Source organism: Mycobacterium decipiens (assembly GCF_963853665.1).
Taxonomy (GTDB): domain Bacteria; phylum Actinomycetota; class Actinomycetes; order Mycobacteriales; family Mycobacteriaceae; genus Mycobacterium; species Mycobacterium decipiens.
This window is the reverse complement of record NZ_OY970459.1, coordinates 670,917-695,337: the sequence shown is the minus strand read 5'-3', so window position 1 is coordinate 695,337 and position 24,421 is coordinate 670,917. Positions and strand designations below refer to the sequence as shown.

The 24,421-nt window shown below is 63.2% G+C and carries 21 protein-coding genes; 8 read left to right on the top strand and 13 right to left on the bottom strand.

All coding sequences use genetic code 11. The features are described from left to right. Positions 1-95 precede the first annotated feature (95 nt). From AADZ55_RS03165 to AADZ55_RS03155, 3 genes are all read right to left on the bottom strand, one after another. Positions 96-959, bottom strand: coding sequence for a 3-hydroxybutyryl-CoA dehydrogenase (locus AADZ55_RS03165; protein ID WP_085323644.1), 864 nt, complete (start codon positions 957-959; stop codon positions 96-98). Between the two features lie 111 nt (positions 960-1,070). After that, on the bottom strand, positions 1,071-2,357 hold the full coding sequence (aceA, locus tag AADZ55_RS03160) for an isocitrate lyase (RefSeq protein ID WP_085323645.1): 1,287 nt from the start codon (positions 2,355-2,357) through the stop codon (positions 1,071-1,073). A 295-nt stretch (positions 2,358-2,652) separates the two neighbouring features. Continuing rightward, entirely contained in the window at positions 2,653-3,447 is a 795-nt protein-coding gene (locus tag AADZ55_RS03155; protein ID WP_085323646.1) for an acyl-[acyl-carrier-protein] thioesterase, read from the bottom strand. A 152-nt stretch (positions 3,448-3,599) separates the two neighbouring features. On the opposite strand from AADZ55_RS03155, the gene ramB reads away from it, so the two are divergent. Beyond that, positions 3,600-5,024: an acetate metabolism transcriptional regulator RamB gene (gene ramB, locus AADZ55_RS03150; protein WP_085323647.1), complete on the top strand. Its 1,425-nt coding sequence runs from the start codon at positions 3,600-3,602 to the stop codon at positions 5,022-5,024. Further along, positions 5,021-5,587, top strand: coding sequence for a carboxymuconolactone decarboxylase family protein (locus AADZ55_RS03145; RefSeq protein WP_085323648.1), 567 nt, complete (start codon positions 5,021-5,023; stop codon positions 5,585-5,587). Before ramB ends, AADZ55_RS03145 begins: the two co-directional genes overlap by 4 nt. A 3-nt stretch (positions 5,588-5,590) precedes the next feature. Here AADZ55_RS03145 and AADZ55_RS03140 read toward each other — a convergent pair whose 3' ends face one another. From AADZ55_RS03140 to AADZ55_RS03115, 6 genes are all read right to left on the bottom strand, one after another. Beyond that, complete coding sequence (locus tag AADZ55_RS03140; protein WP_119184887.1) at positions 5,591-5,875, bottom strand: hypothetical protein; 285 nt, start codon at positions 5,873-5,875, stop codon at positions 5,591-5,593. 6 nt (positions 5,876-5,881) lie between these two features. Then, positions 5,882-7,285 (bottom strand): dihydrolipoyl dehydrogenase, encoded by a 1,404-nt coding sequence (gene lpdA / locus AADZ55_RS03135; protein WP_085323773.1) that lies wholly within the window; start codon positions 7,283-7,285, stop codon positions 5,882-5,884. Between the two features lie 406 nt (positions 7,286-7,691). Next, positions 7,692-8,237, bottom strand: coding sequence for a hypothetical protein (locus tag AADZ55_RS03130; protein WP_207569018.1), 546 nt, complete (start codon positions 8,235-8,237; stop codon positions 7,692-7,694). Further along, complete coding sequence (locus AADZ55_RS03125) at positions 8,230-8,508, bottom strand: putative holin (protein WP_207569019.1); 279 nt, start codon at positions 8,506-8,508, stop codon at positions 8,230-8,232. Before AADZ55_RS03125 ends, AADZ55_RS03130 begins: the two co-directional genes overlap by 8 nt. A 20-nt stretch (positions 8,509-8,528) precedes the next feature. Next, on the bottom strand, positions 8,529-9,041 hold the full coding sequence (locus AADZ55_RS03120; RefSeq protein WP_085323649.1) for a DUF779 domain-containing protein: 513 nt from the start codon (positions 9,039-9,041) through the stop codon (positions 8,529-8,531). Beyond that, positions 9,041-10,564, bottom strand: coding sequence for an aldehyde dehydrogenase family protein (locus AADZ55_RS03115; RefSeq protein WP_085323650.1), 1,524 nt, complete (start codon positions 10,562-10,564; stop codon positions 9,041-9,043). The genes AADZ55_RS03120 and AADZ55_RS03115 overlap by 1 nt, the downstream gene beginning before the upstream one ends. 66 nt (positions 10,565-10,630) lie before the next feature. Between AADZ55_RS03115 and AADZ55_RS03110 the strand changes: the two genes are divergently transcribed. From AADZ55_RS03110 to AADZ55_RS03095, 4 genes are all read left to right on the top strand, one after another. Further along, positions 10,631-12,661, top strand: coding sequence for a prolyl oligopeptidase family serine peptidase (locus AADZ55_RS03110; protein WP_165759336.1), 2,031 nt, complete (start codon positions 10,631-10,633; stop codon positions 12,659-12,661). A gap of 2 nt (positions 12,662-12,663) precedes the next feature. After that, on the top strand, positions 12,664-13,572 hold the full coding sequence (locus tag AADZ55_RS03105; protein ID WP_085323652.1) for a crotonase/enoyl-CoA hydratase family protein: 909 nt from the start codon (positions 12,664-12,666) through the stop codon (positions 13,570-13,572). A 66-nt stretch (positions 13,573-13,638) separates the two neighbouring features. After that, complete coding sequence (locus AADZ55_RS03100) at positions 13,639-14,085, top strand: DUF5078 domain-containing protein (protein WP_085323653.1); 447 nt, start codon at positions 13,639-13,641, stop codon at positions 14,083-14,085. Positions 14,086-14,341: 256 nt separating this feature from the next. Next, complete coding sequence (locus AADZ55_RS03095; RefSeq protein ID WP_085323654.1) at positions 14,342-14,665, top strand: hypothetical protein; 324 nt, start codon at positions 14,342-14,344, stop codon at positions 14,663-14,665. Positions 14,666-14,691: 26 nt separating this feature from the next. Here AADZ55_RS03095 and AADZ55_RS03090 read toward each other — a convergent pair whose 3' ends face one another. From AADZ55_RS03090 to AADZ55_RS03075, 4 genes are all read right to left on the bottom strand, one after another. Next, positions 14,692-16,254: a PPE family protein gene (locus AADZ55_RS03090; RefSeq protein WP_085323655.1), complete on the bottom strand. Its 1,563-nt coding sequence runs from the start codon at positions 16,252-16,254 to the stop codon at positions 14,692-14,694. 276 nt (positions 16,255-16,530) lie between these two features. Then, on the bottom strand, positions 16,531-19,470 hold the full coding sequence (locus AADZ55_RS03085; protein ID WP_085323656.1) for an RND family transporter: 2,940 nt from the start codon (positions 19,468-19,470) through the stop codon (positions 16,531-16,533). After that, entirely contained in the window at positions 19,467-19,904 is a 438-nt protein-coding gene (locus tag AADZ55_RS03080; RefSeq protein ID WP_423202383.1) for an MmpS family protein, read from the bottom strand. The genes AADZ55_RS03085 and AADZ55_RS03080 overlap by 4 nt, the downstream gene beginning before the upstream one ends. 296 nt (positions 19,905-20,200) lie before the next feature. After that, complete coding sequence (locus AADZ55_RS03075) at positions 20,201-20,887, bottom strand: TetR family transcriptional regulator (RefSeq protein ID WP_085323657.1); 687 nt, start codon at positions 20,885-20,887, stop codon at positions 20,201-20,203. A gap of 195 nt (positions 20,888-21,082) precedes the next feature. Between AADZ55_RS03075 and mmpS4 the strand changes: the two genes are divergently transcribed. Next, the gene (gene mmpS4 / locus AADZ55_RS03070; RefSeq protein ID WP_085323658.1) at positions 21,083-21,505 is read left to right on the top strand and encodes a siderophore RND transporter accessory protein MmpS4; all 423 of its coding nucleotides are present in this window, start codon (positions 21,083-21,085) and stop codon (positions 21,503-21,505) included. Then, complete coding sequence (locus AADZ55_RS03065) at positions 21,502-24,399, top strand: RND family transporter (protein ID WP_085323659.1); 2,898 nt, start codon at positions 21,502-21,504, stop codon at positions 24,397-24,399. Before mmpS4 ends, AADZ55_RS03065 begins: the two co-directional genes overlap by 4 nt. The last annotated feature ends 22 nt before the right edge of the window (positions 24,400-24,421 follow it).

Below are 24,421 nucleotides of genomic sequence, written 5' to 3'. Positions count from 1 at the left end.
TACCCGATGTATGCAACAGCTGTCACACGACCGCAACCGCGCCATCTCAGCCCGGTGATCTCGGCATGCATCGGGTCCGGGACCGTTCAAACACTTCAGTACGGGTAGAAACCTTGACCTGATTTCTTGCCCAACAAACCCGCCTCAACCATCCGCAGCAACAGCGGTGGCGGTCCGTACTGCGGCTCCTTAAATTCCTCGTACATCTTGTCAGCGATCAGCTTCAGGGTGTCGAGGCCAACAAGGTCGGAAAGTCGCAGTGGGCCCATCGGATGCGACAGCCCGGCAACGACGGCCTTGTCGACATCTTCGACCGTTGCAAACCCGGCCTCCACCATCCGGATCGCCGACAACAGATACGGCACCAGCAGCGCGTTCACCACAAAGCCGGATCGATCGGAGCAGCGCACGACCTGTTTGCCTAGCACCGAGCTGGCAAACTCCTCCGTGCGATCCGCGGCGGCTTTGTCGGTGACCAGCGTGCTGACCAGCTCGACCAGTGGCAGCACCGGGACCGGATTGAAGAAGTGCAGGCCCAGCACCCGCTGGGGGTTCTTGGTGGCCGCGGCTATTTTCATGATCGGGATGCTGGAGGTGTTCGAGGCCAGCACCGCGTCGGGATCGATGACGATCCGGTCGAGTTCGGTGAAGATCCCGGCCTTGATGGCATCGTCCTCGACAATGGCCTCGATCACCAGATCCCGATCGGCCAGATCGTTCAGATCGGTGGTGAAGGACAGTTTGTCGAGCGCTCGGTCGCGCTCGGGTACGGTCACCTTGCCCGCGCTGACGCCACGTTCGAGCGATTTCACAATGCGGTTGCGTCCCGCGGTGATCAGCGCCTCGGTGGTCTCGAACACCGTCACTTCGACGCCGGCACGCACGGACACCTCGGCGATGCCAGAGCCCATCTGGCCGGCCCCGACAACCCCGACGCGCCGGATCGCTGCTTTGCTCACTGCCTGTTCTCTCTCATTCCACCCGCGACCAGACGCAGAGTCGCATGATCACGCTTGCAAAAGTGCGAGTCTACGTCTGGTGGCCGGGCCGGGCGAACACCGCTTGCGGACTCAGTGAAACTGGCCCTCTTCGGTGGAACCGGTCAGCGCGGTGGTCGACGAGTTCGGGTCGACGGTGGTGGCGATCCGGTCGAAGTAACCGGCGCCGACCTCGCGCTGGTGCTTGGTCGCGGTGTAGCCCCGCTCCTCGGCGGCGAACTCGCGCTCCTGCAACTCCACGTAGGCGCTCATCTGGTTGCGGGCGTAGCCGTAGGCCAGATCGAACATCGAGTAGTTCAAGGCATGGAAGCCGGCCAGCGTGATGAACTGGAACTTGAATCCCATTGCGGCAAGCTCCTTTTGGAACTTGGCGATGGTGGCATCGTCAAGGTGCTTACGCCAGTTGAACGACGGCGAGCAGTTGTAGGCCAGCATCTGGTCCGGGTACTGCGCCTTGACCGCCTCGGAGAACTGGCGCGCGACCTCGAGGTCGGGGGTTCCGGTCTCCATCCAGATCAGGTCGGCGAACGGCGCGTAGGCCTTCGCCCGCGCGATGCAGGGCTCGATGCCGTTGCGGGTGCGGTAGAACCCTTCCTTGGTGCGCTCGCCGGTGATGAACGGTTGGTCGCGCTCGTCGACGTCGGAGGTGATCAGTGTGGCCGCCTCGGCATCCGTGCGAGCGATCACGACCGTCGGCACATCGCAGACGTCGGCGGCCAGCCGGGCCGAGGTCAGCGTGCGGATGTGTTGCTGGGTCGGGATCAGCACCTTGCCGCCCAGGTGGCCGCACTTCTTCTCCGAGGCCAACTGGTCCTCCCAGTGCGAACCCGCGACACCCGCGGCGATGAGGGCCTTCTGCAGCTCGTAGACATTGAGCGCGCCACCGAAACCGGCCTCGCCGTCAGCGACGATCGGCGCCAGCCAGTTCGCCACCGAGGTGTCGCCCTCGACCTTGGCGATTTGATCGGCGCGCTGCAGCGCGTTGTTGATCCGGCGGACCACCTGTGGCACCGAGTTGGCCGGGTACAGGCTCTGGTCGGGGTAGGTGTGGCCGGACAGATTGGCGTCGCCGGCGACCTGCCAGCCCGACAGATAGATGGCCTTCAGCCCCGCACGCACCTGCTGGACGGCCATGTTTCCGGTCAGGGCGCCCAGCGCATTGACCCACTCCAGGTCGTGCAGCTGCTCCCACAGCACCTCCGCGCCGCGGCGGGCCAGCGTGTGCTCCTCGACCACGCTGCCCTGCAGGGCAACGACGTCGGCGGCGGTGTATGTGCGAGTGACGTCCTTCCACCGGGGATTGGTGTCCCATTCGTGCTGGACCTGCTCCGCGTTCTTCGGGGTGCCAACGACAGACATGGCGCTTGCTCCTAACGGTCTTGCATTGCGGCATTGCTTGCCGAACGTCGATGCGGCACCGTCGTCCGGCGGCGCCACTGGCTCAACTCGGGCTCAACTTCACTGGTGTGCTAACTCGACGATGGCATAGTCCGTCGATCGCGGTCCACCCGTTTCACTTGCCAATTTCGGCAACAACTTTGGGCGTTTTTGCAAAGTTTGCGAAGGCGCCCACGAACTGAACCGTTTCAGTAGCTACCGGCCAGTAACCACAAATCCGCAGGTCAGCAGAGAAATTCGAGGCAGCGGCGTGCCGCTACAGCGCGAAGAGCGCGGCGACCGCTTTCGTCTCGTCCCCCACCGCGTATGTGAGCGTTGTAACAGCGCGGTCAACCAGGCCGGGACCAAATTGATCGGTGGAACCCGCCGGGTGAATGTGCGCGATGATCTCCAGCTTGTCACCCAACGCAACCGGCGCCTCGTGTTCGATGGTGGTGCGCAACGGTCCATGAAGTAGCTCGGGATGGGCCGCCAAGTAGTCCTCGATGACGCTCCAATACACCGAGTTGTTCATATGGTCGAACAAGTCGATGTCGGTGACCCGGACCGGGAACTCGTGGATTTCCGTCGCGTCGTCACGGCTTCCCGGCTGCACATAGCTCTTCCACCGCAGCCGCTCGACAGCCGTGGTCTTGTACAGACCCGCCAGGAAGTCGTCGGCGATGCGCGCCGGCATCTGGGTCTCCCGGTTGATGTTGATCCAGAAAGCTTCGGATTCGATGAGGCCGCCCTTGCGTCCGTCGATGCGCACGCGCATCTCACACCACCGGTTCGAGGTGCCCGAACACCACCTCCGTAGGCGCAGCATGTCGCCGAACTCGATCGGGCGGACCAGGTCGACCATGGTGCGGCGGACGATCCACAGCGGATGGGTCTCCTCGAAGCCCATCTCACGCAGCTGATCCTGGCCGATGTCCTGGATGTGACGGGCTCCGGCGTCCAATCGCAGCCGACCGGTGCGATCGATGTCGCCGACGCGCAGTGGCCATTCGCGATCGAACACGTCGGGGTGACCGTCGGGCACGGGCATTAACTTCTTATCCAGGCTCACGGCTTTGCTCCCGGTTACTCCTCGTCGGAATCTCAGGCTCACCCTGAGATTGCCGTTGCGAAATCATGCCAATGACATCACGGAAACACCAATCGCGTCCCCGTGCCAACTCTGCAAATAGCGCCTTCACAGCGCCGAGTACTCTCGACTGGGTGTCCAAGACGTTCGTCGGTGCGCGCGTTCGCCAGCTGCGCAGCGAGCGCGGGTTTAGCCAGGCCGCGTTGGCCCAGATGCTGGAGATCTCGCCCAGCTACCTTAACCAGATCGAACACGATGTCCGCCCATTGACAGTGGCCGTGTTGCTCCGGATCACCGAGGTCTTCGGGGTGGACGCGACTTTCTTCGCCCCGCAGGACGACACCCGGTTGGTCGCCGAACTCCGAGAAGTAACGATGGACCGCGATCTCGATATCGACATCGACCCGCCCGAAGTCGCCGAAATGGTCAGTGCTCATCCCGCCTTGGCCCGTGCGGTGGTCAATCTGCATCGGCGCTACCGGATCACCACCGCGCAACTCGCCGCGGCTACCGAGGAGCGATTCTCCGACGGCAGTGGCCGCGGCTCAATCACCATGCCGCACGAAGAAGTGCGCGACTACTTCTACCAACGCCAGAACTATCTGCATGAGCTGGACGCCGCGGCCGAGGACCTCACGATCCAGATGCGGATGCATCACGGCGACCTGGCCCACGAGTTGACCCGCCGGCTCACCGAGATCCACGGGGTGCGCATTACCAAGCGGGTCGATCTCGGCGACACCGTGCTGCACCGCTACGACCCCAAGACCAAGACGCTGGAAATCGGCAACCATCTCTCGACGGGTCAGCAGATGTTCAAGATGGCCGCCGAGTTGGCATATCTGGAGTTCGGCCACCTGATCGACAGCATGGTCACCGAGGGCAAGTTCACCAGCGCCGAGTCGCATACCCTGGCCCGGCTCGGGTTGGCCAACTACTTCGCTGCGGCCACCGTGCTGCCCTACCGTCAGTTCCACGACGTCGCCGAGAACTTCCGCTACGACGTCGAGCGCCTGTCCGCGTTCTACTCGGTGAGCTACGAGACCATCGCGCACCGGCTGTCCACACTGCAACGGCCCTCAATGCGGGGGGTGCCGTTCACCTTCGTCCGGGTCGACCGGGCGGGAAACATGTCGAAGCGTCAGTCGGCCACCGGTTTCCACTTCTCCTCTAGTGGCGGCACCTGCCCGCTCTGGAACGTCTACGAGACCTTTGCCAACCCGGGCAAGATCCTGGTGCAGATCGCCCAGATGCCCGACGGCCGCAACTACTTGTGGGTGGCCCGCACCGTTGAGCTGCGCGCCGCACGGTATGGTCAGCCCCGGAAAACCTTCGCGATCGGGCTGGGCTGCGAACTCCGCCACGCACACCGGCTTGTCTACTCGGAAGGACTCGACTTGTCGGGCGACCCGAATATTGCTGCCACACCGATCGGCGCGGGGTGCCGAGTCTGCGAACGCGACAACTGTCCCCAGCGCGCTTTCCCCGCGCTGGGACGGGCACTGGATCTTGATGAGCACCGCAGCACCGTGTCCCCATATCTGGTGAAACAAGCGTGAGCGGCCCTCAACTCGCGCGCCTGCCGTCGGGCCAGTTGCGCCAGCTGGGACCCGTCAACTGGGTGCTCGCCAAGCTGGGTGCGCGCGCTGTCCGGGCACCGGAGATGCACCTATTCACCACGTTGGGGCACCGCCAGGTTCTGTTCTGGGTGTGGTTGATCTATGGCGGCCTGCTGCTGCGGGGACGGCTGCCGCGGGTCGATACCGAGCTGGTGATCCTTCGCGTCGCGCATCTGCGCGCGTGCGAATATGAACTGCAGCATCATCGCCGGATGGCGCGCCGCGCGGGGCTGGACGCGCAAACGCAAGCCACTATCTTTGCCTGGCCCGAAGTTCCGGGAGGTGACGGGCCCCGAAGAGTGCTCAGTGCCCGCCAGCAGGCGCTGTTGTCCGCGACCGATGACCTAATCAAGGAGCGGTCGATCGCCGACGATACCTGGCAGCGGCTGGCAAGCCACCTCAATCGGCGTCAGTTGATCGAATTCTGCATGCTTGCAACCCAATACGATGGGCTGGCCGCGACGATAACCGCGCTCGAGATCCCGTTGGACAACCCGCGGTAAGCGTCAGAAGTAGATGTCGGCCAGCACCGCCAAAGTCAGCACCACGGGAAGAATCGGCAGCCCGAATGCGAACGCCGCCCAGAGCTTCTTACCGCGCCAACGCAGCCACCAGCCCCCCGCTGCCGCGCAGGTTGCCAGCACGATCGACAGCATCAACACCATCAAGCTCCACCGACTCACCGTCGTGAGGTCATCGCCGATCGAAATGGCCACCAGCCAAAGGACATAACCGGTAACCACGCCACCGACGGAACCCATAATGATCTGGGGGGTGTTGGTGCTCGGCATCGTTGCTCAGAAATTGATCATGTGGCCCGCCAGGCCGTGGAAGCACTCCTGTAGCGCCTCGGACATCGTGGGGTGCGTGTGGACGTTGCGAGCTAGCTCGCTGGCCGTCAGGTCCCACTTCTGTGCCAGCGTGAGCTCCGGCAGCAGCTCGGACACGTCGTGGCCGATCAGGTGCCCGCCCAGCAGCTCGCCGTGCTTGGCGTCGGCCACCAGCTTGACGAACCCGCTGGGGTCGCCCATGCCGTGCGCCTTGGCGTTCGCGGAGAAGGGGAACTTGGCGACCACGACGTCGTGGCCGTCGTCGCGGGCCTCCTGCTCGGTGAGCCCGAAGCTGGCTACCTGCGGCTGGCAGAACGTCGCACGTGGCAACATGCGGTAGTCACCGAGAGCCAAAGTCTCTGCGCCGGCTATGGTTTCAGCCGCCACCACACCTTGGGCCTCGGCAACATGCGCCAGCTGCAGTAGCCCGGTGACATCGCCGATGGCGTAGATGTGGTCGATATTGGTGTGCATGTAGTCGTCGATGCCGATGGCTTGGCGTTCGGTCAGCTTTACGCCGGCCCGGTCCAGGCCATAGCCCTCGACGTTGGGTGCAAACCCGATGGCCTGCAACACCTTCTCGGCCTTGAGCTCTTCGGACTTACCGTTCTTGCTGACGGTCACCGTGACCTGCGAACCATCGTCGGAGATAGACTCGACTTTCGTTCCGGTGAGGACCTTTACGCCCAGCTTCTTGAACTGCCTCTCGATCTCCTTGGACACGTCGGCGTCCTCGTTGGGCAGCGCGCGCGGGAGGAACTCCACGATGGTCACATCGACGCCGTAGTTCTTCAGCACGTAGCCGAACTCCATGCCGATGGCGCCGGCGCCGGCGATGATGATTGACTTCGGCAGCTCCCGGGACAGGATCTGTTCCTCGTAGGTGACGACGTTGGTCGACAGCGAGGTGCCAGGAACCAACCGGGTGCTACTGCCGGTGGCGATGATGGCGTTGTCGAACGTGACCGTCAGGGGACTTTGCGCACCACCGTCATTCAATTCGACCGACAACGTGTTGGCATCGGTAAATCGGCCGTATCCGTGGATCTCGGTGATCTTGTTCTTCTTCATCAGGTAGTGCACGCCGGCGACGCGCCCCTCGGCCACCTTCCGGCTGCGGTCGTAGGCGATCCCGTAGTCGAAGCTCGCCTCGCCGCTGATGCCAAAAGTCTTGGCGTCCTTGGTGAAGATGTGGGCGAGTTCGGCGTTGCGCAGCAAGGCCTTCGATGGGATGCAACCGACGTTGAGGCAGACTCCGCCCCAGTATTTCGGTTCGACGATTGCGGTGTTCAGGCCGAGCTGTGCGGCACGAATCGCCGCGACATATCCGCCGGGACCGGCTCCGAGAACGACGACGTCATAGTGAGTCACGGCCACTACCCTAATGGTCAGGTACTCAACAGAAACGACCCAGTAGGTTAACGCCGCCGTCAGCGCCGGGCCGGTGAGTCCCAATAGCTACCCGTGCGCCCCGGGTGTGCCGCAGAGCGTGCCGCCGGCGCCGCCGCCACCACCGGTCCCGTCGGGCCCGTCCTGGACGCTGCCGGCGCCGCCATTGCCGTAGAGCCACCCGCCGCGCCCGCCACCCCACCCGGACCGCGAAATCGGCCATCAGCTCGTCACGCCGAATTTGTCAGGCGATCGCGGTGTGTGCCCCGCAAACACAGCGGCTCAAGGGCAATATTTCATCCAGGCACTATGCACAGTGCACAGACTTTCCACGATCAGACGGCCTCATCTCGATGCGGCCTGAGCGCGGGTAGGTCCGGCAACCGCTCTAGTACGGAATGACCCCGACCAGGCAGTGGCTCATCCGTTCGCAGTAGTAATAGCCGTACAGCGGCGCCGCGGCTGCCACCGAGGCAAACGGCCCCGACATCACCGCGAGCGACAGCGCCGAGATCAGCGGCCGGCCCTGCACCATCGCCAAGATCAAGCTCCCCACGACGCACGTGACGACATAGACCAGGACCACGAATACGGCCGCCGTCTTGTCCAGGGTGTGATACCACCAATAGAACAGGCTCAGCCCGACCTCCGCGGCGCCGATCCATACGCCGAGGACCACCAGAACAAACTTCCACCACTTCAGGTAGACATACCGGCCGGGTACCGTAACCGACTGCGCGGGCGTGGCGGCCGGCTCGGAGGCCGGTGACTCGGCGGTAGCCGACAAGGCGGCGGCCGCTGACGAACCCTCGGGCCCGGATATTCCTGCCCCCTGCTGGTCACCGACCAGCGATAGCAACGGCTGCGAGTGCGTGCCGGTGTCGAAATCCGGCACAAACGGCTCGGTACCTGGTGCCGACTTGTCGTCAGCCACTGGACGCCACCTGGATCGCAACCAACACACCAAACCAACCCGGCGCCAACGCCAGGATGAACGCGCCCAGCATCGTCACCCAGCGACGCCCGGAAAACAGGATGACCAACAGTCCGATCGCACCGGGAATTCCGACCACCATGGCAATGACGATGTCCGGGCGGATCCGGGCATGCACCAACACGGTGCACGCCACTCCCGCCAGCAGCCCAATCGCATTGCCGACCAGCATGGCGCTGGTCAGCGACCACGCCCGTGGAAGGGGGATCACGCCCTACGACCTTACTGCGGTTATAGCCGATTGGCCGGGCACGCTCTCGGCGCGGCATTGTCGTTGTCAAGATTGACGACAAAACCCCGCATCGAGGGCCGTTCGCCACGCGCGTAGCCGGCACCGGTGATCACCGGTTGGGCTTGCAGCTGGGCTTTCTCGGCGTCGGTGAAGACCCTGCCTCGACTGAGAAAGCGCAGGCCCTCGGGCGCTTCCAGGCTGAACCCGCCACCGCGCCCCGGCACCACGTCGATGACCAGCTGGGTGCGTTTCTCTCCCCGATAGTGGGCCTGGTACTGCGGACCCGAGATCCACACCGGCACCCCGTCCGCCCCGACGTCTAATACACCCAGCAGAACGTCGCGGTCTCCAATGAGGAAGTCCGCGCGCGGATAGCACATCGGGGACGACCCGTCGCAGCAGCCGCCGGATTGGTGGAACAACACCGGACCATGGCGGTCCTGCAGCTGGGCCAAAAGCTCGGCGGCAGCCGTGGTGATGAGTGCACCCGGGGGAGCACTCGGCGAGCGCATCAGAAAAACCCGAGCGCTTTGTCCGAGTAGGACACCATCAGGTTCTTGGTCTGCTGGTAGTGGTCGAGCGCCATCTTGTGGGTTTCCCGGCCGAAGCCGGATTGCTTGTAGCCACCGAACGCCGCGTGCGGCGGGTACACGTGGTAGCAATTGACCCACACCCGGCCGGCCTTGATCTCGCGGCCGGCCCGGTAGGCGGTGTTGCCGTCACGACTCCACACGCCGGCCCCCAGTCCGTACAGGGTGTCGTTGGCGATGCCCATCGCGTCGGCGAAGTCGGTGAACGACGTCACCGCCACCACCGGCCCGAAGATCTCCTCCTGGAAAACGCGCATCTTGTTGTTGCCGGAAAAGATCGTCGGCTGCATGTAGAAGCCGCCCGACAGGTCACCACCCAACTCGGCGCGCTCGCCGCCGGTGATGATCTTCGCGCCCTCGCCCTTGCCAATCTCGATGTAGGACAAGATCTTTTCCAGCTGGTCGTTGGAGGCCTGCGAACCCAGCATCGTCTCGGTGTCCAGCGGGTCGCCCTGACGGACCGCCTTGGTGCGGATCGCCGCCAGCTCCAGGAACTCGTCGTGAATGTCGGACTGGATCAGGCTGCGCGACGGGCAGGTGCACACCTCGCCCTGATTGAGGGCGAACATCGTGAACCCCTCCAGCGCCTTGTCCTGGAAGTTGTCGTGGGCCGCCATCACGTCGGAGAAAAAGATGTTGGGACTCTTGCCGCCGAGTTCCAGGGTGACCGGGATCAGGTTCTGCGACGCGTACTGCATGATCAGCCGCCCGGTGGTGGTTTCCCCGGTGAACGAGACCTTGGCGATCCGGTTGCTAGACGCCAGCGGCTTGCCGGCCTCGACACCGAAGCCACTGACGATGTTGACCACGCCCGATGGGATCACGTCGCCGATCAGCGACATCAGGTAGAGGATCGACGCCGGTGTTTGCTCGGCCGGCTTGAGCACCACCGTGTTGCCGGCGGCCAGCGCCGGTGCCAGCTTCCAGGCGCCCATCAATATCGGGAAGTTCCACGGGATGATCTGACCCACCACCCCGAGCGGCTCGTGGAAGTGGTAGGCGACGGTGTCGTCGTCGATCTGCGACAACGAACCCTCCTGGGCCCGGATCGCCCCGGCGAAATACCGGAAGTGGTCGGCAGCCAGGGGGATGTCGGCGGCCAGCGCCTCCCGGATAGGTTTGCCGTTGTCCCAGGCTTCGGCCAGTGCCAACGACGCGGTGTTTGCCTCGATGCGGTCGGCGATCTTGTTCAGGATCGCCGCCCGCTCGGCCGGCGCCGTTTTGCCCCACGCCGGCGCCGCCGCGTGCGCGGCGTCGAGCGCTTTGTCGATGTCGGCCTCGTCGGAGCGGGCCACCTCGCAGAACGGCTGTCCGGTCACCGGCGTCGGATTCTCGAAGTAGCGCCCCGCCGCCGGCGCGACCCACTCGCCCCCGATGAAGTTTTGGTACCGGGATTCATATGACATCAGCGCCCCGGCCGAACCGGGACGGGAAAAGACAGTCATCTTATTCGGCTCCTCGTCAAATCATGTAATACAGCTCACACTACCGCCGGGGCCACAATGGCTTCCATGACACCTGAGGCTGCCCCGGACGGCACTGACCCTTACCTATGGCTCGAGGACGTCACCGGCGGAGAAGCGCTGGATTGGGTGCGTGCGCGCAACGAGCCGACAATGGCCCAGTTCTGCGACGCGGAGTTCGAACGGATGCGCACCGAGGCGCTCGAGGTGCTCGACACCGATACCCGAATCCCCTATGTGGGCCGCCGCGGCGAGCGTCTCTACAACTTCTGGCGCGACGCAGCCAACCCGCGCGGGTTGTGGCGGCGCACCACCCTGGACAGCTACCGTACCGACTCCCCCGAATGGGATGTGTTGGTCGATGTGGACGAACTGGGCCGAGTAGACGACGAGAGGTGGGTGTGGGCCGGTGCCGGCGTCATCGAACCCGACTACACGCGCGCACTGATCGGCCTATCCCCAGGCGGCTCGGATGCCTCCATCGTGCGTGAATTCAACATGCTGACACGCGAATTCGTCGCTGACGGGTTCGAGCTGCCGGAGGCCAAGTCCCAGATCACCTGGGTGGACCCGGACACCGTCCTGGTCGGCACGGACTTTGGCGCCGACTCGCTCACCACGTCCGGCTATCCCCGGGTGATAAAGCGGTGGTGCCGCGGCAAACCGCTGGACGACGCAGAGACGGTGTTCGAGGGCGTGCGAACCGACGTCCGCGTCAGCGCCTCGGCGGACCGGACGCCCGGATTCGAGCGCATCCTGCTGGGGCGGGCACTCGATTTTTGGAACGAAGAGGTCTACGAACTGCGTGGCTCGGAGCTGATCCGAATCGATGCGCCCACCGACGCGAGCTTGTCGGTTCACCGCGACTGGCTGTTGATCGAGCTGCGCACCGACTGGACGATAGCCGCCACCACGTACACTGCGGGCTCGCTGCTGGCCGCCAACTACGACGAATTCCTTGCCGGCACAGCGGAATTACGAGTGGTGTTCGAACCCGACGAGCACACTGCCCTGTATCAATACAGCTGGACCCGAGACCGGCTCCTGGTCGTCACCCTGGCCGACGTGGCCAGCCGTGTCGAGATCGCAACTCCTGGCAGCTGGCGACGCGAACCGCTCTCGGGTATCCCGGCTGCCACCAACACTGTCGTCGTCGCCGCCGACAGTCATGGCGACGAGTTCTTCCTCGACTCGAGCGGATTCGACGCGCCGTCACGACTGATGCGCGGCACCGATGGCGGGCTATTGGACCAGGTCAAATCCGCACCTGCTTTCTTCGACGCCGAAAACATCACTGTGGCACAGTATTTCGCGACATCAGACGATGGCACGTCGATCCCGTACTTCGTCGTGCGCCCCGCCGATGCCGACCGCTCCGGCAAGCCCGGCCCCACATTGTTGAGCGGCTACGGCGGATTCGAGACGTCCAGGACACCGGCGTATGACGGCGTGCTCGGCCGGCTGTGGCTGGCCCGCGGGGGCACCTATGCGCTGGCCAACATCCGCGGCGGCGGCGAGTACGGGCCCGGCTGGCACACGCAGGCGATGCGCGAGGGCCGACACAAGGTCGCCGAGGACTTCGCCTCGGTAGCCACCGATCTGGTCAACCGCGGCATCACCACGGTCGAGCAGCTGGGCGCGCGGGGCGGCAGCAACGGTGGCCTGCTGATGGGCATCATGCTGACCAAGTACCCGGACAAATTCGGCGCGCTGGTCTGTGACGTGCCACTACTGGACATGAAGCGGTATCACCTGTTGCTGGCCGGCGCCTCCTGGGTGGCCGAGTACGGCGACCCGGACAACCCGGACGACTGGGAGTTCATCTCCGAATACTCTCCATACCAGAATATTTCGGCGAACCGGAGCTACCCGCCCGTCCTGATGACAACCTCCACCCGCGACGATCGGGTGCATCCCGGCCATGCCCGCAAAATGACGGCGGCCCTTCAGGCCGCCGGCCACCCGGTCTGGTACTACGAAAACATCGAGGGCGGACACGGCGGCGCGGCCGACAACGAACAACTCGCCTTCAAGTCGGCATTGAGTTACGCGTTCCTGCACCGGATGCTCGGAGGCTAGCTATGACGGATTTCCAGACGCTGTTGTATACGACCGCCGGCCCGGTCGCGACCATCACATTGAACCGCCCGGAGCAGCTCAATACCATCGTCCCGCCCATGCCCGACGAGATCGAGGCCGCCATCGGGCTGGCCGAGCGGGACCAGGACATCAAAGTCGTCGTGCTGCGCGGCGCCGGCCGCGCCTTCTCCGGGGGTTACGACTTCGGCGGCGGCTTCGGCCATTGGGGCGACGCCATGATGACCGACGGACAATGGGATCCGGGCAAGGACTTCGCCATGGTGACCGCGCACGAGACTGGGCCGACGCAGAAGTTCATGGCCATCTGGCGGGCGTCCAAGCCGGTGATCGCGCAGGTGCATGGCTGGTGCGTCGGCGGAGCCAGCGACTACGCGCTGTGCGCGGACATCGTGATCGCCAGCACCGACGCCGTGATCGGAACCCCGTATAGCCGCATGTGGGGGGCCTATTTGACCGGGATGTGGCTGTATCGGCTCAGCCTTGCCAAGGTCAAATGGCACTCGCTGACGGGCCGGCCGCTGACCGGCAGCCAAGCCGCCGAAGTCGAGCTGATCAACGAGGCGGTGCCGTTCGAGCGGCTCGAAGCTCGCGTCGCCGAGATCGCCGCCGAACTGGCGCGAATCCCGTTGTCGCAATTGCGCGCCCAAAAGCTGATCGTCAACCAGGCCTACGAAAACATGGGCTTGGCCTCCACCCAGATGCTGGGCGGCATCCTCGACGGGCTGATGCGCAACACCCCGGACGCGCTCGAGTTCATCCGGACCGCCCAAACCCAAGGCGTGCGTGCCGCGGTCGAGCGCCGCGACGGCCCGTTCGGCGACTACAGCCAGGCCCCGCCGGAGCTTCGACCCGATCCGGCCCACGTGATTGTTCCTGATAGCGGCATATAGTGAGATGGCCTATTAACGTTGTCATCCGACCCTCCCCCGGGGCCCGAAAGTGCTACCGTAATCGATATGTCTCGGCTGAATAACGGCCTGCGTGCAGGCGCCTTTGCTCTGGTCCTCGGCCTAGCCGCCGCGATCTACCCCGCGACCGCCGCGGCCGATTCCACGGAGGATTTCCCGGTACCGCGCAGAATGATCGCGACCACTTGCGACGCCGAACAGTATCTGGCGGCCGTGCGGGATACCAGCCCGGTGTACTACCAGCGGTACATGATCGACTTCAACAACCACGCAAACCTTCAGGAAGCGACGATAAACAAGGCGCATTGGTTTTTCTCGCTGTCTCCCGCGGAGCGCCGGGACTACTCCGAGCACTTTTACAACGGCGATCCGCTGACGTTCGCCTGGGTCAATCACATGAAGATCTTCTTCAACAACAAGGGCGTCGTCGCCAAAGGCACCGAGGTGTGCAACGGATACCCCGCCGGCGACATGTCGGTGTGGAACTGGGCGTAACCGGAAAGTGGTGTCCCCCCTTCGGGGGACAGGCCGTTGCACCCATGAGAAGCCGTTCGGTGGATTGATTCTGCGGACCGGCTACGGAATAGTGAGATCCATCACCCACTGAATTGGACGATCGATCGCGTACCACCAGGACAAAGGCCATGCACGACCCAGTTATCGGTAGCCCAGCCACCGCCGGGCTACCGTGCCGTGGCCAGGCGCAGGTAACCGTCATGGACCACGTGGTTGCGACGCTGGAGCGCGTCGCATGAGCCAAGCACCCGGCAACGAGATCCCCGACACGCTAGCGGCCCTCGACTGGCGGGGGATCACCTGCCAGTCCGCAGCCGGGTGCACCAACCGGGCGAGCTATGTGGTGCATCTGCATGCCGTGGACGAATGCAACCATCCGGACCTCGACCCATTCGGGAACAGCATCGAGATCCTGTGCATTGCGTGCCTATGGCACGTCGAGGCCGAAACTCAGCTGCATGTGGGCCGGCTCAGCAGCTCCCCGGGCGCGTTCTGCCTGACCTGCGGGGCGCCGGTACGCGAACTCAACGACATCATGCGCGACGTCGCGGCGTTGTGAAGAAGGTCCGCGCTGCCGCGGGCTCATCATGTTGGGTCATGATCCCAGGTACCGGGCACCATCGGCATCCGCGGGCCACCGTCGAACTCATGACCGGCCAGCGTGGTCAATCCCGCCGGCGCTGCCACCGTGCCTTTGCCCACGGTGTCGGCGAACCCCAGCGCGCCCCCACCCCGATTCGATGCCCAAGCGCCCTGCTGATCGTCCGGTACCGGCGCCTCCGGGCCAAAACCTGAGTCAATATCGACGAACTCGTCGCCGTATCCGCGTGCCTTCGCCGCCTTCCGGCGACGCCGTCGCTCCTGCTCGCGAGCCGACGCCCGTGGTGCGGCCACGGCCGCGGCCGCATCCGAGGCGGGTTCGGACGTCTTGGCGCGGGCAGATATCCCCGAACCGAAGCCGATACCCGGACCGCCGCCGACGAGGTAAGGGGGAAAGCCCCCGGCGTGTGGGGGCACCGACGCCGACGTCGGAGCGGGCGCAACGGTGCCCGTCGAGGTGGCGGGCGCCGCGCCCGAGGAGGCGCCGGTGGCCGGCGCGGTGACCGTCGGAGCCGTCCCGAGGACCGGCAACATTGCGGGCAGGGCCGCCGCGGGCGCGGCGGCGGACAGCACAGCGGGCGCGGGGGTCAAGCCAGCCAACCCCGCGAACCCGGCTACCGCCCCCAGCCCGGAGACGGCCGGGGTGAGCGCAACCGCGAGCAGCTGCGGGTTCTCGGCCAGCCAGGTTGCCAGCTGCAGGATGTGGGTTGGCCAGTCGAACAGGATGAGGTTGACGAGGAACTCGAAAGCCTGCACTGGATGTGTGAACAGCAGTTTGGCGAACTCTTGAAAATCCTGAACTAGTTCGAGGGTTCGCGCAATCCACCACATCAGGGTGCCGGGGTTCGTGTATGCGTCGTAGGGGAGCCCATTGACCGTGCCGGCCTCGGGGTCCCAGATCACGCGACCACCGGTGATGATCTTCAGGATCTCCGCAATGAAATCATCCACCGGGTCCCGGCCCCTGGGGTCGGTCGAGTTCCCGGAGTTCTGGGTCTGGGCATCGAATTTCAGAATTCGCGGGGCCGGCGCGGTCTGCGGCGTCGACGCCACCGCCGAGTTGGATACCGCTTGGTAGGTCGCCATCGCGGTGGCCGCCTGAGCCCACATCCGCACGTAGTCGCCCTCATTGACCGCAATCGGGATGGAGTTGATCCCAAAGAAGTTGGTCGCCACCAGTACCACGTGGATCACGTGGTTGGCGGCCAGCTCGGCCAGCGTGGGCATCGCCAGCAACGCGGCAGTGTAGGCCGCGGCGACGACCTGTAGCCGGGCGGCCGTCGCGGCGCAGTCCGCGCTGGTCTGGCTCAACCAGGCCAGATACGGCACGCACGCGGCTGCGAATGCCTCGGCGCCGGGCCCTTGCCACACCCCAGCCTGCACCGCAGCCAACAACTCCCCGAGTTCGGCCGCCACCGCGGCGTAGGTGGCGGCGAGCGACGACCACTCCGTCGCGGCAGCCAGTAGCGGCCCCGGCCCCGGTCCGCTGCTCAACAGCGCCGAATGCACCTCCGGTGGCGAGGCCATCCAGATCTGCGCGGTCGTCATCGTCCACCACGTACTTGTGCTGGGGCCGCCAGCGCGTCGGCCGTCAGGCCGGCGGGACCAATGCGCAACGTCACAAGCACTCCAATCTGCAACAGACATGCAGCAGACATGCCACAGAAACTATTGATCATGATTATCATTCTCAATAAGAGATAATCGAGGCCTCGGCGCAGCGCACGCGGAGCGAGCGTGAGCTTGATCACATCCCGTGGCCATCGGGCACGAAGGGAGCCCGAGTCAGGTCACCGGCTCACCGATAGGCGTTGGGCACCATCTTCAGGCCGAAGTTCCGCCTGGCGCGCTCACCGCGAACCGATCGGTGTCGGATGCCTCAGGCGAGTCCCCATCCCTGGGCAGCAGCAACGCGCGAACCAGCGGGCGGGGTCCGAACGGCCGAAGCAGCTGGCTGGCGGGACGAGTGCGCACTTGCTGCGGCCACCAGAACCAGCGTCCCAGCAGCGCGGCCACCGACGGCATCATGAACGAGCGCACGATCAACGTGTCGAACAAGAGGCCGAGGGCGATGGTGGTACCCACCTGACCGATGACCTTTAGGTCGCTGAATATGAAGGACGCCATGGTCGCGGCAAAGACGAGGCCCGCATTCGTCACCACCGCCCCGGTGCCCGCCATCGAGCGAATAATTCCGGTCTTCAATCCCGCATCGATTTCCTCCTTGAAGCGGGAAACCAGCAGCAAGTTGTAGTCAGATCCCACAGCTAAAAGCAGGATGACCGACATCGCGAGCACCATCCAGTGCAGTTCGAACTGAAAAATGTGCTGCCAAACCAGCACGGAGAGCCCGAAAGACGCACCCAACGAAAGAAGCACAGTACCCACAATGACAAATGCCGCCACCAGACTCCGGGTAATGATCAACATGATGATGAAAATCAAGCTGGCAGCAGCGATTCCCGCGATCAGGAGGTCGTATTTGGACCCGTCTCGCATATCCTTGTACATCGCGGCGGTTCCGCCGAGGTAGATCTTGGCGCCCTCCAGCGGAGTGCCCTTGATGGCCTCCTTGGCCGCCTTCAATATCGGATCGACATGTGAAATGCCTTCGGGCGTGGCGGGATCGCCCTCATGAGAGATGATGAAGCGGGCGGCGTGCCCGTCCGGCGACAGGAACATCTTCAGGCCGCGCTTGAAATCCGGATTGTCGAATACTTCCGGCGGTATGTAGAAGGAATCGTCGTTTTTTGCGGCGTCGAAAGCCTGCCCCATCGCTGTCGAGTTCTGGCTCATCACGTCCATCTGGTCATACAGCGAGGACATCGAGCTGTGCATGGTCAGCATCATCGTCTTCATGGTCTTCATGGTCGCGATCTGCGCCGGGATCTGCGCCAGCATCTGCGGCATCAGGATATCCAGCTGGTCCAAGTCTTTGGACAGATCCGATAGCTTTTCCGTGAGCTGGTCTAGACCGTCGAGCGCATCGAATATGGATCTCACCGACCAGCAAAGAGGGATATCGAAGCAATGTTTTTCCCAATAAAAGTAGCTGCGGATCGGTCGCCAAAAGTCTTCGAAATCAGCGATATGATCGCGCAATTCGCTGGTAATGTCCACCATGTCATGCGTGAGGCCGTCCATATGATGCGTGGTGGCGACCATCTTGCTCATGATGTCGTACATGCGCTGCAGCGTGTCAATCGATTCCTGCATGGCGGCGGCCTGCGTCAACATGTCGGCCATGCGCTGTTTCATGTACTGCATGTTCTCGACCTGCGTCGTATTCTGCATGCTGATCTGAAAAGGAATCGAGGTGTGCTCGATCGGCGTGCCCAACGGCCGTGTTATCGTTTGCACGCGCGCGATACCGGGGGTGTGAAAGACCCCCTTGGCGATCCTGTCCAACACCAACATATTAGCCGGATTTCGCATATCATGATCGGTCTCGATCAACAACAATTCCGGATTCATCCGGGCCTGAGAAAAGTGGCGGTCGGCGGCTGCATATCCGACATTCGCCGGTGTGCTGGCCGGCATATATTTGCGGGCGTCGTAATCTGTTTTGTACGCCGGTAGAGCGAGCAGCCCAATGAGGGCGATCGCAACCGACACAGCCAGAATCGGTCCAGGCCAGCGGACAATTGCGGTACCCACCCGCCGCCATCCCCGGGTCCGCATCTTGCGTTTGGGGTCGAACAGACCAAAGAAGCTGCCGACGGTCAGCACGGCCGGGCCCAGGGTCAGCGCGGCCAGCACGGCGACCAGCATTCCTATTGCGCAGGGAGCGCCCAGGGACTGAAAATACGGCAGCCGAGTGAAGCTGAGACAATACATTGCACCGGCAATTGTCAAGCCCGAGCCCAAAACAACGTGCGCGGTTCCGTGAAACATGGTGTAGAACGCTTTTTCCCGGTCCTCACCAGCCCCGCGGGCCTCATGATATCGACCGAGCACAAATATCGCATAGTCCGTCCCGGCGGCGATCGCCATCAGAACCAGCAGATTAACCGCGAAAGTCGAAAGCCCAATGATATTGTTATGGGCCAGGAAGGCGACAACTCCCCGTGCCGCCATTAGCTCCGTTGCCACCGTTAAAAGAACCAGGATCACCGTGGCGATCGAACGATAAACAAAAAGGAGCATCACAAAGATCACCACCAGGGTGATCGCGGTAACTCTCTGGAGGCCCTTTTCGCCGGCAGTCGACTGGTCGGCGGTGAGTGCGGCCGGGCCGGTGACATACGCCTTGACCCCGGGCGGCGCCGGTGTGCTCTCGACGATCTTGCGCACCGACTCCACAGACTCGTTGGCCAGGGTCTCACCCTGGTTGCCGGTGAGATACACCTGGACATAGGCCGCCTTGCCGTCCCCGCTTTGCGAACCGGCCGCGGTAAGTGGGTCCCCCCAAAAGTCCTGCACGTGCTCTACGTGCTTTTTGTCCTCGCGAATCTTCTGGATCAGCTGGTCGTAGTAGTGATGGGCGTCATCGCCAAGGGGCTTGTCGGCTTCCAGGATGATCATGACCGAGCTGTCGGTATCAAACTCATTGAATACCTTGCCGACGCGCTTCATCGCCTGCAGCGACTCCGCGTTGCTGGGGCTCATCGGAACGGAGTGCTCGCGTCCGACCTCTTCCAGTGACGGAACCAAGGCGGTCAGGACCACGACCAGGGCCAGCCAGAACAGGATGATCGGCACCGAAAGCCGGTGGATCATCCGCGCAATCGAGGGCCTTGCTGTTGATGTCCGGTTGTCGGTCATGCCGATTTCACCACGCAGAAAGTCTGAGCGTTCACTCCATTCACGGACCTTTCGTCCTTGACCACACCGTTCACGATGATCCGGCAGCCGATCATGTCGCTATCGCCTTGCGCCACCACGTTGACGCTCACCGAGGGCAGCGTGGTCGTGACGGCCAACGACCAGGGCAGCGGTGCGTTGTCCACACGTCGGGGCTGGGCGTTGATGTCCAGGTAGTTGATGTTGGCAACCGTCCCGGCGGGACCGAAAACTTCATAGGTCACCTGCTTCGGGTTGAACGGCTTGATGTCGTCAGATATGCCGCTGGTCATCGAGCCCGTCTCGTGGACGCCGAAGAAGCCACGAATCCGGTGGACGGCGAAGCCGGCCACCGCGACCACGATCGCGATGACGAGAAGGATCCACGCGCGCTTCAGCGCGTTGGCCACCGACACCCTCGCCACCCAGTCACCTTTCGTTACCGGCTCGACCCGGCATCAGGTGTGGCCGAAATCGTCCATGCCGCAGATCCGAACGAACAGCTCGCGGCCGCGGCCATGCGATTCGATGGTTTGCTGCACTAAGTATCTTAGGGGGGCCTGCGGCGCTGCGCAGATTGCGCGCGGTGCGGTGCGAACCACAGCAGTCGCCAAACCGCCAGCCCGGGCCCGGTCGCCGCATCTTGACTCCACTCCGACCCGGCCCTGACCAGCATCGGCGCGCAAGTGACGACTCCCGACTCGCCTTTTGCTCATGATGATTCGGAGATAAGGCCGATACACGTAGCGGTGAGCAGGCGAGTAAGCGCGGAGGCAAAGTCGAGGTTCCACTCAGGTGGGAGCACCTCGGGCTCGTCGGCGTAGGCGTCGGTGAGCCGCTCTGGCGGATTGGCGATCTGCCACAGGGTGGCCGCCAACGAGTAGGCAGCCAGCAGGATGTCGAAAGCCCCCGAACGCCCGAGCGCCGGCAACGCGCCTTCGATCGCGTCGGCGAGCGCGATCACGGCTGCGGTACTGGTCCGCTTGACTTCGACAACCCGGTCGACGTCCACCTCGTGCTCGAGATGGAGGTGAAGATTGGCAAGCAGGTCGCAAAACAGTGGATCGGCGGCCAATCCGCTGGCCAGCGCCTCGGCCACCAGCGGTGGCGTCATCGGCCCGGGCCCACCCAACTTCTCGCACACCGTTTCCGACCACCGCACCCAACCCTCGGCGGCTAGGTGCAGCAGGACCTCTTTATGCGAGGTGAAGTAGCGGCGCACCGCCGAGTAGTGAATCCCGGCACGACCCGCGACAGCGGTCAACGTCACCGATGCGACACCAGTCTCCGAAGCCAGCGAACGCGCGGCTTCCACCAACGCCGCCGCACGTTGGCGCTTGCTTTCCTCGGTGCGGGCGCGCTGGAAGCTGAGTTGCGCCACCGGCAGAGGATAACGCACACCATGTGATTTGCGAGAGCGGGAACCGAGATTTGCTTGATGTTACGCACGTGATATGCGTTACACTCGAGCGCGCGAGGGAAGGAATCGAAGTTTCCGGCCCAACGCCGTGATTTACTTAGGCAAGGCTTGGTTGCGCTCACGCCGCGGCGCGGCTGGGGCGCCAACCGGTGAAGGGGATCTGAGATTTTCAAAGTGCTGTCGCGGACTTGGATTCCAGTGGTCGTCGTGGTGGTGGTCATCGTCGGGGGCTTCACCGTGCACCGGATCCGCGGCTTCTTCGGCTCGGAAAGGCGCCCGTCCTACGCCGACACTAACCTCGAAAACAGTAAGTCCTTCAACCCCAAACATTTGACTTACGAGATCTTCGGACCGCCCGGAACAGTCGCCGACATCAGTTATTTCGACGTCAATTCCGAGCCCCAACGGGTCGATGGAGCGGTACTGCCGTGGACACTGCATATCACTACCAACGACGCAGCGGTGATGGGAAATATTGTGGCGCAGGGTAATAGCGACAGCATTGGCTGCCGGATAACCGTGGACGGCAAGGTCAGGGCAGAGCGGATTTCCAACGAGGTCAATGCCTACACCTACTGTTTGGTGAAATCCGCGTGAGTACCCACTACGCGAACGACCCCGACACCAACACCCACCCTGAAAAGCCATTCATCGCCAGGGTGATCCACGCCTTTGCGGTGCCGATCATCCTTGGCTGGCTGGCAGTTTGCGTCGCCCTCACCATATTTGTCCCGTCGCTGGAGGAGGTGGGCCAAGAGCGATCAGTATCGCTGAGCCCCAAGGATGCGCCGTCGTTTGAGGCGATGAAGCGCATCGGAAAGGTCTTCCACGAGGGCAATTCCGACAGCTTTGCGATGATCATCCTGGAAAGTAGCCAACCCCTCGGCACCGAAGCCCACAAGTATTACGACAGCCTGGTCGCTCGATTGCGGGCCGATAAGAAGCACGTGCAGAGTGTCCAGGATCTCTGGGGGGATCCGCTCACGGCGGCGGGCGTGCAAAGCAACGACGGCAAGGCCGCCTATGTTCAACTAACCCTCGCCGGTAACCAGGGCGAACCGCTGGCCAACGAATCGGTCGAGGCGGTCCGCAACATCGTCGCCAGCACACCCGCGCCAACGGGCATGCGGACCTATGTCACCGGGGCGTCCGCACTCGCTGCGGATATGCACCAGAGCGGTGACAAGTCCATGATCAGGATCACCGCGGTTACCGTCGTCGTGATTTTTGCGATGCTGCTGCTCGTCTACCGTTCGATAATCACCGTGGTGCTGCTGCTGCTTACGGTGGGGGTCGAATTGACGGCGGCGCGCGGCGTCGTGGCCATTCTGGGGCATAGCGGAGCTATCGGACTATCCACCTTTGCGGTGAGCTTGCTTACTTCGCTGGCAATCGCGGCCGGTACGGACTACGGGATATTTATCATCGGCCGATACCAAGAAGCCCGCCAGGCCGGCGAGGACAAAGAAGCGGCCTACTACACCATGTACCGCGGGACCGCCCACGTAATTCTGGGTTCCGGATTGACCATCGCTGGCGCGACCTTTTGCCTGAGCTTTGCCCGGATGCCCTACTTTTATACCCTGGGCATCCCCTGCGCGGCGGGGATGCTGGTCGCGGTGGCGGTCGCGTTGACGCTGGGTCCGGCGGTACTTCACGTCGGCAGCCGGTTCGGCTTGTTCGATCCGAAGCGGCTGCTCAAGGTTAGGGGCTGGCGACGGGTCGGCACCGTGGTGGTTCGCTGGCCGCTGCCCGTCCTGGTGGCCACCTGTGCCGTTGCCCTGGTCGGTCTACTCGCCCTGCCCGGATACAAGACCAGCTACAACGACCGGGATTACCTACCCGGTTTTATACCCGCCAACCAAGGATATGCGGCCGCGGAGCGTCATTTCTCTCAGGCCCGGATGAAGCCCGAGATCTTAATGATCGAATCGGACCATGACATGCGAAATCCGGCAGACTTTCTAGTCCTGGATAAACTCGCCAAAGGAATTTTCCGGGTTCCTGGAATTTCCCGGGTGCAAGCAATAACCAGACCCGATGGAACGACGATGGACCACACATCGATACCGTTTCAGATCAGCATGCAAAACGCCGGTCAGGTGCAGACCTTGCACTATCAACGCGAACGCATGAACGATATGCTTAAGCAGGCCGATGAAATGGCCAAGTCAATTGCGATACTTAAGCGCATGCATAGCTTGATGTCGGAGATGGCAGACACTACGCACAGGATGGTCGGCGACACCGAGCAGATGAAAGAAATCACCGAAGAATTGCGCAATCACCTCGCGGATTTCGAAGATTTCTGGCGCCCGATCCGTAGCTATTTCTACTGGGAAAGGCATTGCTACGACATTCCCATCTGCTGGTCGACAAGGTCGATATTTGATGCGCTGGACGGGGTCGACCAAATTAGCGAACAAATCACCAACCTGTTGGGCGACCTACGCAATATGGATCGGCTCATGCCGCAGATGGTCGCCCAGCTCCCGCTGCAGATCGAAGCCATGGAGAACATGCGGATCATGATGCTGACCATGCACAGCACCATGACCGGAATCTTCGACCAGATGGATGAAATGAGCGACAACGCCACCGCCATGGGAAAGGCTTTCGACGCCGCCAAGAACGACGACTCGTTCTACCTTCCGCCGGAGGTCTTCAAAAACAAAGACTTCCAGCGCGCCATGAACTCGTTCCTGTCACCGGACGGGCACGCCGCGCGGTTCATCATCCTGCACCGGGGAGACCCCCAGTCACCCGAGGGCATCAAGAGCATCAACGCGATACATACGGCCGCCGAGGAGGCGCTCAAGGGAACTCCATTGGAAGACGCCAAAATCTATCTGGCCGGCACGGCGGCCGTCTTCCATGACATCTCGGAGGGTGCCCAATGGGACCTTCTTATCGCGGCAATTTCTTCGCTCTGTCTCATTTTTATCATCATGCTGATCATCACACGCGCCTTTATTGCCGCCGCGGTCATCGTGGGTACGGTGGCGCTTTCGCTGGGCGCTTCCTTCGGCCTGTCCGTGCTGCTCTGGCAGCACATTCTCTCGATCCACTTGCACTGGCTGGTGCTGGCGATGTCCGTGATTGTCCTGCTGGCGGTGGGGTCCGACTACAACCTGCTCTTGGTCTCCCGGTTCAAACAGGAAATAGGCGCCGGGCTGAACACGGGCATCATCCGTGCGATGGGCGGCACCGGCAAAGTCGTGACCAACGCGGGCCTGGTGTTTGCCTTCACCATGGCATCCATGGTCGTCAGCGACCTGCGGGTGATCGGTCAGGTCGGCACCACCATCGGGCTGGGTCTGCTGTTCGACACGTTGATCGTGCGCTCGTTCATGACGCCGTCCATTGCCGCGCTGCTGGGACGCTGGTTCTGGTGGCCGATGAAGGTGCGTACCCGGCCACCCCGAGCCGGGGTCCTACCCAGCGAACTCCAATCGGCGGACCGGCCAATGGCGATGAGCGGCGAACAATAGGGCCGTCGCGCCCCGCGGCGTT

What these genes read in the sequence shown, in the direction of transcription:
- aceA (WP_085323645.1), bottom strand. Translation starts at nt 2,357, where the DNA reads ATGTCTGTCGTTGGCACCCCGAAGAACGCGGAGCAGGTCCAGCACGAA.
- AADZ55_RS03140 (WP_119184887.1), bottom strand. Translation starts at nt 5,875, where the DNA reads ATGCCGAGCACCAACACCCCCCAGATCATTATGGGTTCCGTCGGTGGC.
- AADZ55_RS03120 (WP_085323649.1), bottom strand. Translation starts at nt 9,041, where the DNA reads ATGCGCTCGCCGAGTGCTCCCCCGGGTGCACTCATCACCACGGCTGCC.
- AADZ55_RS03115 (WP_085323650.1), bottom strand. Translation starts at nt 10,564, where the DNA reads ATGACTGTCTTTTCCCGTCCCGGTTCGGCCGGGGCGCTGATGTCATAT.
- AADZ55_RS03110 (WP_165759336.1), top strand. Translation starts at nt 10,631, where the DNA reads ATGACACCTGAGGCTGCCCCGGACGGCACTGACCCTTACCTATGGCTC.
- AADZ55_RS03105 (WP_085323652.1), top strand. Translation starts at nt 12,664, where the DNA reads ATGACGGATTTCCAGACGCTGTTGTATACGACCGCCGGCCCGGTCGCG.
- AADZ55_RS03100 (WP_085323653.1), top strand. Translation starts at nt 13,639, where the DNA reads ATGTCTCGGCTGAATAACGGCCTGCGTGCAGGCGCCTTTGCTCTGGTC.
- AADZ55_RS03095 (WP_085323654.1), top strand. Translation starts at nt 14,342, where the DNA reads ATGAGCCAAGCACCCGGCAACGAGATCCCCGACACGCTAGCGGCCCTC.
- AADZ55_RS03090 (WP_085323655.1), bottom strand. Translation starts at nt 16,254, where the DNA reads ATGACGACCGCGCAGATCTGGATGGCCTCGCCACCGGAGGTGCATTCG.
- AADZ55_RS03085 (WP_085323656.1), bottom strand. Translation starts at nt 19,470, where the DNA reads ATGACCGACAACCGGACATCAACAGCAAGGCCCTCGATTGCGCGGATG.